Annotated in this window: 11 protein-coding genes; 5 read left to right on the top strand and 6 right to left on the bottom strand. The window is 50.7% G+C overall.

The window, feature by feature from the left end; all coding sequences use genetic code 11:
* The 4 genes from DXD68_RS09700 to gldN are packed head-to-tail and all read left to right on the top strand — an operon-like array spanning position 1 to position 5,285.
* Complete coding sequence (locus DXD68_RS09700) at positions 1-1,428, top strand: SUMF1/EgtB/PvdO family nonheme iron enzyme (RefSeq protein WP_122361433.1); 1,428 nt, start codon at positions 1-3, stop codon at positions 1,426-1,428.
* 20 nt (positions 1,429-1,448) lie between these two features.
* Complete coding sequence (gldL, locus tag DXD68_RS09705; RefSeq protein WP_233577076.1) at positions 1,449-2,558, top strand: gliding motility protein GldL; 1,110 nt, start codon at positions 1,449-1,451, stop codon at positions 2,556-2,558.
* Between the two features lie 23 nt (positions 2,559-2,581).
* Complete coding sequence (gene gldM / locus DXD68_RS09710) at positions 2,582-4,150, top strand: gliding motility protein GldM (RefSeq protein WP_122361435.1); 1,569 nt, start codon at positions 2,582-2,584, stop codon at positions 4,148-4,150.
* A gap of 43 nt (positions 4,151-4,193) precedes the next feature.
* Positions 4,194-5,285 carry a gliding motility protein GldN gene (gldN, locus tag DXD68_RS09715; RefSeq protein WP_122361436.1) on the top strand — a complete coding sequence of 364 codons (1,092 nt, stop codon included), beginning with the start codon at positions 4,194-4,196 and terminating at the stop codon, positions 5,283-5,285.
* Positions 5,286-5,486: 201 nt separating this feature from the next.
* Here the strand turns inward: gldN and DXD68_RS09720 are convergent, their stop codons facing one another.
* Both DXD68_RS09720 and DXD68_RS09725 read right to left on the bottom strand, forming a co-directional pair.
* Positions 5,487-5,840: a hypothetical protein gene (locus tag DXD68_RS09720; protein ID WP_122361437.1), complete on the bottom strand. Its 354-nt coding sequence runs from the start codon at positions 5,838-5,840 to the stop codon at positions 5,487-5,489.
* Between the two features lie 29 nt (positions 5,841-5,869).
* Positions 5,870-6,355 carry a glucosaminidase domain-containing protein gene (locus DXD68_RS09725; RefSeq protein WP_122361438.1) on the bottom strand — a complete coding sequence of 162 codons (486 nt, stop codon included), beginning with the start codon at positions 6,353-6,355 and terminating at the stop codon, positions 5,870-5,872.
* Positions 6,356-6,442: 87 nt separating this feature from the next.
* Between DXD68_RS09725 and DXD68_RS09730 the strand changes: the two genes are divergently transcribed.
* Positions 6,443-6,667 (top strand): DUF4248 domain-containing protein, encoded by a 225-nt coding sequence (locus DXD68_RS09730; RefSeq protein WP_122361439.1) that lies wholly within the window; start codon positions 6,443-6,445, stop codon positions 6,665-6,667.
* Between the two features lie 19 nt (positions 6,668-6,686).
* Here the strand turns inward: DXD68_RS09730 and DXD68_RS09735 are convergent, their stop codons facing one another.
* The 4 genes from DXD68_RS09735 to DXD68_RS24820 form a co-directional block, all read right to left on the bottom strand.
* The gene (locus DXD68_RS09735) at positions 6,687-7,139 is read right to left on the bottom strand and encodes an HU family DNA-binding protein (RefSeq protein ID WP_122361440.1); all 453 of its coding nucleotides are present in this window, start codon (positions 7,137-7,139) and stop codon (positions 6,687-6,689) included.
* A 347-nt stretch (positions 7,140-7,486) separates the two neighbouring features.
* Positions 7,487-9,694 carry a DUF3987 domain-containing protein gene (locus tag DXD68_RS09740; protein WP_122361441.1) on the bottom strand — a complete coding sequence of 736 codons (2,208 nt, stop codon included), beginning with the start codon at positions 9,692-9,694 and terminating at the stop codon, positions 7,487-7,489.
* A gap of 185 nt (positions 9,695-9,879) precedes the next feature.
* Complete coding sequence (locus DXD68_RS09745; RefSeq protein WP_122361442.1) at positions 9,880-10,230, bottom strand: hypothetical protein; 351 nt, start codon at positions 10,228-10,230, stop codon at positions 9,880-9,882.
* A gap of 669 nt (positions 10,231-10,899) precedes the next feature.
* The coding region (locus DXD68_RS24820) for a DUF6383 domain-containing protein (protein WP_158585871.1) at positions 10,900-11,037 on the bottom strand (138 nt) is incomplete at its 5' end.

Genomic DNA, 11,037 nt, shown 5'->3' on the forward strand with positions numbered 1-11,037 from the left:
ATGAAAAAAGTATTATTAGTACTTATGGCAGTAGCCTTGCTTACCTCATGTGGTAAATCCCTTTCCGGAGCGGGAGGAGAAGTTACCGGGGTACGGTCAGTGGCTTTTAATGAACCCTCGCCTTATGGCATGGTTCTGATCAAAAGAGGTTCGTTCGAAATGGGACCGGCAGACAAAGACTCCTTGTGGGGAATCAATCCTGAAACAAAAGGTGTTTCGTTTGACGCTTTCTGGATGGACGAAACGGAAATAACCAATGCCAAATACCGTCAGTTTGTCTACTGGGTGCGCGACTCTATCATCCGCGAACGCCTGGCTGACCCGGCTTATGGTGGCAACGACCTGTTCAAAATCACCGAAGACCGGTATGGCGAACCTGTCACTCCGCATCTGGACTGGAGCCGTCCGATCCCCTGGAAACGGGCGAACGAGGATGAGCTGCGTGCCATCGAGAGCGTTTACTACGTACACCCGATCACCGGCGAAAAGCGCTTGGACGAAAAGCAGATGGTCTACAAATACGAATGGTATGACTACACCGGTGCCGCTCTCCGCAAGAACCGCCTGGACCCGAGCGAACGCGTCCGCAACACAGATATCCAGGTAAATCCGAATGAGGTGATTACGATCTCGAAGGATACTGCCTATATCGACGATGACGGCAATATCATCAACGAAACCCTGACCCGCCCGCTGAGCGGTCCGTGGGATTTCCTTCACACCCGTATCGTAAACATTTACCCGGATGAAACCTGCTGGGTGAACGACTTCAATAACGCTTACAACGAGCCATACATGCGTATGTACTTCCAGCACCCGGGATATGACGATTATCCAGTCGTAGGTGTCTCCTGGGAACAGGCTACCGCCTTCTGCGTATGGCGTACCGATATGTTCAAGCAATCGCTGAACTTCCCTGCCGGACAGGCGATCGAGCCGTTCCGCCTGCCGACGGAAGGCGAATGGGAATATGCAGCCCGTGCCGGAAAAAACGAGAACAAATACCCGTGGTCGACCGACGAACTGCAGAATGCCAAAGGTTGCTTCATGGCAAACTTCAAGCCCGGAAAAGGGAATTATACGGAAGACGGCCATCTGATCCCGTCGCGCGTAGGCTCTTTTGCCCCGAACCAGTTCGGTTTATATGACATGGCAGGTAACGTGGCAGAATGGACTTCTACCATGTACTCCGAATCAGGACCGAGCCAGATGAGCGACATGAACCCGGATCTCCGCTACAACGCAGCGAAAGAAGACCCGTATGCGATGAAGAAGAAAGTCGTACGCGGCGGTTCATGGAAAGACGTGGCACAATTCATCCGTTCGGATATGCGCACATTCGAATACCAAAACGAGACCCGTTCATACATCGGCTTCCGTTGCGCACGTACACAGATCGGTTTCTCCCGCTCAAAAGGAAAAAAATAAATTAAGAAACATACAACATTATGGGAAAATATAGAAGATATAAAAACAGAATCGAAATGTTCCTTTCCAGCGACATGGGAAAGAGAGTACTGAACTTCTGTTACAGCTGGGGAGCATCTATCGTAATCATAGGTGCCATGTTCAAGTTGCTGCACCTGCCGTATGGTAATCAGATCCTGTTCATCGCCATGACGGTGGAAGCGCTGGTGTTCTTTATCTCTGCATTCGAACATCCTTCAAACGAATATCACTGGGAAGAAGTATTCCCCGTCCTGAAATCGAAGAACCCGATGGACCGTCCGGACTTTGCCGGAACAGGCATGTCCAACCTGATCAACTCGCCCGAGAACATCGAAGACGACAATGCGGGCGGAGGCATTAAGATAAATGTCGGTGCGGCCAAGAAAGCGGGTATCACAGGCGACTTGGGCGGAGCGTCCGTACTGGGCAACCTCGATGTCAGCGAAGAAGATACAAAGAACCTGAGTGAAAGCATCAAGAAACTGAGCGGTGCCGCCGAACAGATCTCCAAAATGGCAGAGCTGACCGAAGCAACCCAAAAGTATCTGGAACAGCTGTCAGGCATGTCCGAAAACATGGAACGTTTCAGCCATGTCACCAACTCGCTGACCAACGTTTCCGACACACTGCTTAACTCTTATAAGAGCATTACAGACAATTCAGACGGCATCAACCAGAACTCACGTGGCTACGTGCAGCAGATGGAAATGCTGAACCGCAACATCTCCGGCCTGAATACGATCTACGAAATACAGTTGAAGAGCATCAGCTCACAAATCGAATCGATCGAACACATCAACGGCGGCCTGAATCGCATCCGCGAGATGTACGACGGCTCGGTTACCGACAGCTCGGTCTTCCGCAACGAAACGGAAAAGATGACCCGCCAGCTTGCCGAACTCAACCAGGTATACAGCCGTTTGCTGCAGGCAATGACGGTCAATATGGGTGCAGCCCCTGCTTACCAGCAACCGGCTCCGCAACCCCAGCAACCGCAGCCTAATTACCAGCAGCAGACAGCCTATCAGCAGCCGTACCAACAACCGTACGGATATCAGCAGCAGGCTCCGTATACAAATAACCCAGGCCAGCAACAAGCCGGTAGATAACAAACAAACGAAACAAAAGAAAGATGTCTGGAATAGCTAATAATCCCAACTCGCCCCGTCAGAAGATGATCAACCTGATGTACCTGGTGTTCATCGCGATGATGGCACTGAATGTGTCGTCGGAGGTACTCGACGGTTTCGAGCTCGTGGAAGACAGTTTGCGCACTTCTATCGACAACTCTACGCATCGTAACGATATCGTGGCCGGCGAACTGGATACCTACTACCAGTCCAACCCTGAAAAGGTGAAGGAATGGTACGACAAAGGTAAACAGGTGAAGCATGCCTCCGACAGCCTGTACAACTACGTGCAGAACCTGAAAGAACGTATCGCAGAGATTGCCGACGGGAAAGATGCCGACGTAAATAAGATCGAACATAAAGACGACCTCGAAGCCGCTTCACGCATCATGCTCGGTCCGGTTACCGGTGAAGGCAAAAAGCTGCGCGAAGCCATCGACGCTTACCGTACGATGATGGGCGAAATGGTACAGGACAGTGCCAAGACCCGCATCCTGGAAGCCAGCCTGAGCACGACTCCCCCTCACAAGGCAGGTATCAATACCCGTACTTGGGAAGAGGCGTTGTTTGAAAATATGCCGGTCGCAGCTGCTGTGACCCTGCTTACCAAATTGCAGAGCGACATCCGCTATGCAGAAGGCGAAGTGTTGAACAACCTGCTGAACAGCGTCGATATAGGCGACTACCGCGTGAACCAGATGACGGCTCAGGTGATCCCCGAAAGCCAGATCGTTATGCGCGGAGGACAGTACAAGGCGAACATCGTCCTGTCTGCCGTCGATTCAACGAAGCGTCCGACCGTATTTGTCAACGGTAAAGAATTACCGGAAGACAGCCGCGGACAGTTCACCGCCATTGCCGGTGCCCCGGGTACCTACCCGATCAAGGGGTATATCGAGATGCCGAACAACGACGGAAGCATCATGCGTCAGAACTTCGAAAGCGAATACTTCGTCACGGAACCGAGTGCTACCGTAGCCCCGCTTCTGATGAATGTATTATATGCCGGTATTGCCAACGACATGCGTATCGCCGTACCGGGCGTACCGAGCGGAAACATCACCGCCAGCATGACCAACGGAACCCTGACCCGCAAAGGCGACATATGGGAAGCCCGCCCGTCGAAAGTGGGAACCGATGCCGTCATATCGGTAAGTGCCCGCATGGCAGACGGCCGCAACGTGGAAATGGCAAAGAATACGTTCCGCGTACGTGCCCTCCCCGATCCGATGCCGTATATCGAATATAAAGACCAAAATGGCAATGTGCGTAAATTCCGTGGCGGAAACATGACCAAGCGGAACCTGATCGAGACGGAAGTCCTGCAGGCTGCCATCGACGACGATATATTGAATATCAAATTCGACGTATTGCGTTTCGAACTGATCTTCTTCGATTCCATGGGAAATGCAATACCTGAAGTATCACAGGGACCTCGTTTCTCTGACGGACAGAAAGACCGTATCCGCCGCCTGACAAGAGGCAAACGCTTCTACATCCGCGGCGTGGTAGCCAAAGGTCCTGACGGCATGGAACGCACCCTTACACCGATCGAAGTCATTGTAAATTAACGTAGGGGCGGTTCGCGAACCGCCCCCAATAAGGATATAAAATATGAAATGCTTTTATTACATACTGGCAATTGCAAGCGCCCTCTTCTTCACAGCTACCTCTCTGCAGGCACAGGAAGAAACAGGTAACACCCAGCAACGGGCAAGAAGAGCCCCGCAAGCCTCCCGCGGAGAACGGGCAAATGATAAAAAAGATACCGGTATACCCGAACTGACCGTACGGGCACAGGATATGAACGAGCGTATGACACAGGAAGTGGGTAACGCCCGCTGGATGCGTGTCATGTATCGTCAGATCGACCTGATGAAAGAGAAGAACGCTCCCCTCTATTATCCGGTCACTCCGATGAACGGACAGATGAACCTTTTCTCCATCATCTTCAGTCTGATCAGTGAAGGCAAAATAGATGCGTACCAGTACGAAGACGGTTATGAAGACTTCAGCGAAAGCAACAAGATCGAACTGAAGAAGATGCTCGACAGCTTCGGTATCTATTACGAAGAAGTAGCCGGAAGAGGAAACGAAGGCAGCACGTTCGTTATCAACGAAAGCGACATCCCTTCCGAAAGCGTCCGTTCCTATTACGTGAAAGAAGCATGGTATTTCGACCAAAACAACTCCGTATTCGATGTAAAGACACTGGCTATCTGTCCGATCATGACCACTTCCGGTGATGTCGGCGAACTGACCATGCCGATGTTTTGGATCCCTTACGAAAATATACGTCCGTACATCAATACCGCCTTCATCATGACGTCTAACATCAACAACGCCATGACGTTCACCATCGACGACTATTTCCGCCGCCGTATGTTTGAAGGCGAGATATACAAAACACAGAACTTGATGAACCAGCCGTTGGTCGCTTACTGCCCGACTCCGGACTCATTGAAGAACGAGCAAAATCGCATCGAAGGCCAGTTGGCAGCCTTTGAGAAAGCTCTTTGGTTCCAGCCCGACACTACCCAGGCGGTAGACCCGAAAGAGGCTAAAAAAGCGAAGAAAGCCTCCGCACGTGGCGAGGGTGCAACCACCGAAAAGGCTGTCAAAGAAACCAAAGAAAAGACCGTCAAGACAAAAGCTCCGAAAGCCCAGAAATCATCTCCTGTTCGAAGCGTACGCCGCAGACGGTAAATAATGTGACAATGTGCCAATGAAGACGGCGACAGGTTCAGTATTTTTTAGATATGAGTCTATTTGTCGCAATAAAGGAACCAGGTACGCGGATGACGCGGATTGAGCGGATTTGAACGGATCGGATCATTTAATCCGTTTTGATCCGCCTAATCCGCGTCATCCGCGTACCTGGTTCTTATTAAAATAGTTTATATCTTTCTATAATTGGCATATTATTCTCCCTGCCGCATACACCATCAACGCATATCCGGTAAGGACAGTCAATGACAATCCGGATTCTTCCCGGAATCGTTGCGCCAGCTCTCCTTGGAACCGTTTCCGTACCCCGAGAGTGTCAACAGGGCCCCGATACAGGCCAGGACGATTTCTGTACGGTCCGCCCACAAAGCCGTCATCCCCAGTATCACCAGGTAACACACGAGCCACCTCGGGCTGATTGCCCGGCGTAGCCACTTCCTCTTGTTTCTCATTCTTTTCATGCTTCTTTTTGAAGTTCAACAAAAAGCCCAGCAGGACTTTAATAAATTGCAGGATTTGTCTTAGTTTGTTCATGATCTTGTTGATTTATATGAGTTCTATATTCACGCCGCTTCCCCGCCTACCCAATCATACATATCCATCAGCCTAACGATCTTCTCTTCTATGGAGATCAGGTTGCGGCGATACTGTTCACGATTATCCCCATTCTGTTCACTGATATAGGGACTGTAGGCAATCTCTTTGGCATAAGCCTCCGGGCTACAGCTGAAACTCCAGGCACGATGGTAGCCGGTATAGATCAAACGGGTAAAATCGAGGAAGGAAAGCTCCACGGATCCATAATGCCGGAAGACATGCTTCCGATGTACCCCTTCTATCTCCACCCTGGCACCATGCCAATAGGCATTGGAAACGCCATACCCTATGATACCGAAGTAATTCCGATGATTAACCGCCAGATTGGAAGTCCCCCACCCGCTCTCAAGAGCCGCTTGCGCCAGGATCATTACCGGATTCATATGAAACACCTGCCCTGCCTTTTCGGCTGCCGGACGACAGGTCTTTAAAAACTGTATCTCCTTGTTCATTTTCAATGATATTAAATTGTTTTTTACTTGATAATCAGGACAATAATTCGTATATTTATTGCATATAAACCTTCAATAACATGCCGTATGGAAAATTCACTCAATCAAAACAGAGTATGGGGTTGGGGCGAGCTTGCCCTGCAATACTTCCCTGCCATTTCACAGAAAAGTGCCACGATGCAACTATTAAAATGGGTCCGCGTCAGCGACAAGCTCGTCAACCAGCTGGAACAGTCAGGCTGGCACCCCGGAAAGAAATACCTCACACCCAGGCAGAAGGATTATATCGTACAGCACCTCGGCGAGCCTTGAAACGGCAGGACAACGATGCCTACTCGATCACCGGACGGTCGTCTTCTCCGTCGCCTCCGGATCCTTCTTCCTTATCCGAGGGATCCGGTATCTTCTCGAAGGAGTAGTTGTTGACCGCCTCGCGCAGCATCTTGCCGGGACGAAACACAATGCGTCTGCTCTTGATCAGCGACTGGTTAAATTCCTTTTTCGTTGCCGTCCCGCTACTTCCGAACTGCAACTGGAAATTTCCCAGTTCACCCACCTTCACCACTTCCCCTTTTCCCAGGCTGCGTTTCATCACCTCAATCAATTCGTCGAGGATCAGCCGCACATCCCCCGGTGAAGCAGTAGACGAGAGCGAGATCAGGTCGCACAACTCATACATTCCACACTCACCCGCCGCCTTCGCGTTGGCATAATACAATTTACTCCCCTCCACGGCACCTTTGCGCAGATCCTTACGTAATACTAATGTGTACTTTGCTGGCATAATTTTTTACTTTTTTGTTAAACACCTTGTTTATTAATCACATAACAAAGATACAACCACCATGTCCGGACGAACGGAAAGTCGAGGAAGGAGGGTGAAAGAGTTGAAAGAAAAGGAAATAAACAGCATAAATACAATTCCTGAAACCGACAACTGGAGTTACTTGGGGGTATGGAAAAATACCCTATAACGTACACCTTTCTGCCCTATATTCCGGCCCGTTTTTCCCTATACCCTGTTGCACGACAGGATATAGGGAAAAGACTGTTTATCAGGAAATTAAAAATCGAAAGGACACAAAAGGACAAAAAGGACACCGTCACAATTTCAAAACGGGAATGAAATTCTCAGGCGGCAGGAGGCGTGTTTTTACGATAAAGGCCGGGAGAAAGACGGGTGATATGCAGCGGTTCGAGACGGGACAAATGGCGACGGATGGTGCGGTCGCTTATGTGGACAGCCTCGCCGAGTTCGTAAAGCTCCGCCAGCGTGAACTCCTCGGGGAGCCGGTCGAAAATACTACGGAAATAATCGGGGCAAGTCAACTCCGGGATATCCGCCGATGCAGACAACTGCGTCATCAACAGGCGGCTGTGAGCCAGACATACATCGATGACGGATAAGGCGGCATGGAAATGCAGGTCACTGCAAAACAGCTCGTCCACCCCGTAATCGAGCGAAGCCGCCTCCAGCGCGGTAAAGATCATGCACAGGCGGTATGCCATCAGTCCATGCCGCTTGACAGCGCCCAGGAACGACTCGCTGCCGAACAGGTCCGTTTCGCGCAGCAGAGCGCTGAAATGGTCGTTCAACTCCCTCCACTGCCCTGTCGTCAGCCGCACCTGCAAACGGCGCTTACGCAACAGCAGAGCCACCTCCATCACCTGCTCCGACAGGGTATCGAGATACTTTTCAAACTGTCCGGCTTCGCCTGCTGACGAGACATCCTGCCATACCGCCTCGCTGCGGCAGGTATACAACAGCAAACGGCTGGCAAGCCCGTTCTCGGCATCCGGAACCAGCCTCGAAAACTGTCCCGGCGTACCCGCCAGCAACACCGCCAGCCGCGGACGTTCGATTCGGATCATCTCGTTGTCGGTCTTGCGCGACGAAGCGACCGGCTCATGATGGAAAGCCTTGCGCAGCAGGTCGTCGAACTGTCCGTAATCCTGCCTGCCGGAACTAATCAGCGTATCTATCTCGCTGTCTGCCATCAGACCGCCTATCTCACCGTTCTCTGCCAGATGAACCAGGAGCTTTGCCTTGGTGATCTGCGTCGGGATGAAGAAATAACAGGTCGATGCCTTCACCGGTGCATCGGTAACGCGTACAGCCTGCTTCTTCTGATGGGCGACCGTTTTCTTCAATTCCCATTCTTCAAGCGCCTGGTGATAATCATCCTCCTTGCGCTTCGTCTCTATCTCTATCAGCGAAGCATAACGATCCGCCAGCCGGCGCATGTCGTTGATACAGCTTTTCCCGTTGCCTGCCGGAGCCACTTCGACGGTGAACAGATGGGGATATACCCGTTTCCGGTTATATATACCCCATACTCGGGGCAGACAGGCACTCAGCACTGTACAGGCAGCTAGAAAAGCCATGTCGCGCTCGCGGGGATCGGTATAAAAACGGAGTGCTTTCCCCAGCAAAGGAGGCAGGCCGGATGTGATGTCGGAAGGCAGAAAAGGAGTCCGTTCGCGCAGTTCCTCTCCTGAAATTGTGACGGTGTCCTTTTTGTCCTTTTGTGTCCTTCGTCCGTTTGGACGGGCTGCATGCTCGTCCTTATTTCCCTGATAGGCAGAGGATAACGCCTGCAAAATCTCTTCATCCGTAAAGTCGGCGACGTGCAACAGGGGTAGGCAAAAAGAGGCGGTTTCATCACGTCCGAAACCCATCCGATTTGCCTCGCAGCCGAGGCGGTAGACGGTCTGGTTACGGCTTCCCTCGACCGGCGGATGGGCACGGAGCCAATCATGGATAAACACTTGGACGGGAGGAACGGAGGCGGGAGAAAAGACTTCGGCTTCGGAATTGTACCAGGCAGCGGGATCGTCGCTGACGTAACAACAGCGGCTGATGTCTTTACAGGCACGGTCGCAAAACACATGGGCAAGCTGTTCATACCAGGCTGCCACCGCTGCAAAAGCGGTGGCATGCTCCTCACGGCCGGTATCGACGGCGACAAAGACCTTCAGTCCTTCGCCGCCGGGACTGACAAAGAGAGCGAGCGTAAAAACCTGCTGCCGGAAAAGAGCCACCAGCGCAGGGAGATCGGCTACATGATCGAAGTCGAGCCCCACTACCTTCGAATAGGTCTCCAGCTGGCTTGCCTTATGCCCTCCCTTGAATACCCCCGACGGAGTAAATCCGGGGAGCTTGCCTTTCAGGGCACGTGCCTCTTCTTTCTCTCCGGAAACGAGTATCTGGCGATAAGCGGTTATTTCATGTATCCAGCGGCGGGTACGGATCAGGATAATGATTTCTTCGAGTGAACGTGCCTCTGACGTGGACAGATACAGTTTGTGAAAATAGGAAACAGTGGGTGTTGCATTCATAATAATTTGTGTTATGGCTATTCAGCCGGTTATTAGACGCAAGATAATCAAAGTCTTCAACAAATACCAGCATACAAAAAGGATCGCTTCCGGCAACCCTGCCTGCACCACAAAACCTGTAGGGGACTTTACGGTGGTAAACGGTTGCCGAAAGCGATCGATTAGTAGGCGAGCAGGGGGGAATTTTATTTTCCTAATTCTTCTGCATCTTCCGACATGTAGTAGTAACGCTTCACGGTAGCGGCATCGACCTTAAAATCGAAGATGGCATGCATCAGGTGATAGAGGCGACCATCAGGATGAACCGCGTCATTTCCTTTCAGCATCCGGTCGATATGCTTCATGCCGAAAGCTACCAGCTGATGCCGGCGCACGGGTACCGGCTGGCGGTCTTCGGGATAGATCACCGCGGCACCGAGCCGTTCACCCAAAAGTTTCTTATAGCCTTTCAGCTTTCGTTCGTCACGGAGCGACAGTTTTCCGTCGCTTTCTTTCTTATGGCGCAACCGTTCGATCTCGCCATGCAATGCATCCAATGAAAGGAATGCAGGGGGTTGTTGTTTTTTTTCATTTGATGTTTATTAATAATAATATGCCAATGGAGGTAGCAACAGATGCAGTATTTGTCAAATTTGAGCTATCCCTTCATCTGGATTGAGCCAATTAGTATCGTTGTCTTGAAGTTGTCAGTGTCGTTGTCTTGAAGGCTGTAAGCCTGACCCCAAAATCACCAGGGTTTTAACCCTGGGTAGTGATAATCACACTCCCCCCTCTCTAGCCCTGTAAGGGCGTTACAAGGATATACGTGTTCTTGTGGCGTCCCTACAGGACTTAAAAAGACAAACTTAACTTACTTAGACCCAAGGTTAAAACCTTGGGCTAGCCTGGCACGCCCTTACAGGGCTATTAGTCGCTAAATCCATATTGGAATCAATACAAACAGATTCAAATCTTTCCATCTTCGAGCGCTGTCATTTGTCAACTGTCAACTGAAAAAGGTTTCACCTTTTTCTAACGGCGAAGCCCCGGAAGATGAATCCCCCGGGGCTTGTTTTTGCCTGTTTTTGCTCTTCACAGAGCTTGAACAGAAGAACTTTATTTCATTACTTTAGTATTAATACTGACCGCTTGTTCGCCCTCACGGGATACTTGGTTCATGACGGAACCGCGCAGTCAATTTAAATTTATTGATTATAAATAGTTTCTTATTTTACGATTGCTTTAACAGCAGCTTCGCCTTCAACAGCTACTACAACGATACCTGCAGGAGCAGAAATCTGAGCTTCAGAAGAAGTGATTACTGTGTTGGCAATTGTCTGACCAAGAACGTTAGTGATTACTAC

Origin of the sequence: Parabacteroides sp. TM07-1AC (assembly GCF_003480915.1) — a bacterium.
Lineage (GTDB): Bacteria > Bacteroidota > Bacteroidia > Bacteroidales > Tannerellaceae > Parabacteroides > Parabacteroides chongii.

Coding starts and splice junctions, on each gene's coding strand:
- DXD68_RS09700 (WP_122361433.1), top strand. CDS start 1: ATGAAAAAAGTATTATTAGTACTTATGGCAGTAGCCTTGCTTACCTCA.
- gldL (WP_233577076.1), top strand. CDS start 1,449: ATGGGAAAATATAGAAGATATAAAAACAGAATCGAAATGTTCCTTTCC.
- gldM (WP_122361435.1), top strand. CDS start 2,582: ATGTCTGGAATAGCTAATAATCCCAACTCGCCCCGTCAGAAGATGATC.
- gldN (WP_122361436.1), top strand. CDS start 4,194: ATGAAATGCTTTTATTACATACTGGCAATTGCAAGCGCCCTCTTCTTC.
- DXD68_RS09720 (WP_122361437.1), bottom strand. CDS start 5,840: ATGAACAAACTAAGACAAATCCTGCAATTTATTAAAGTCCTGCTGGGC.
- DXD68_RS09725 (WP_122361438.1), bottom strand. CDS start 6,355: ATGAACAAGGAGATACAGTTTTTAAAGACCTGTCGTCCGGCAGCCGAA.
- DXD68_RS09730 (WP_122361439.1), top strand. CDS start 6,443: ATGGAAAATTCACTCAATCAAAACAGAGTATGGGGTTGGGGCGAGCTT.
- DXD68_RS09735 (WP_122361440.1), bottom strand. CDS start 7,139: ATGCCAGCAAAGTACACATTAGTATTACGTAAGGATCTGCGCAAAGGT.
- DXD68_RS09740 (WP_122361441.1), bottom strand. CDS start 9,694: ATGAATGCAACACCCACTGTTTCCTATTTTCACAAACTGTATCTGTCC.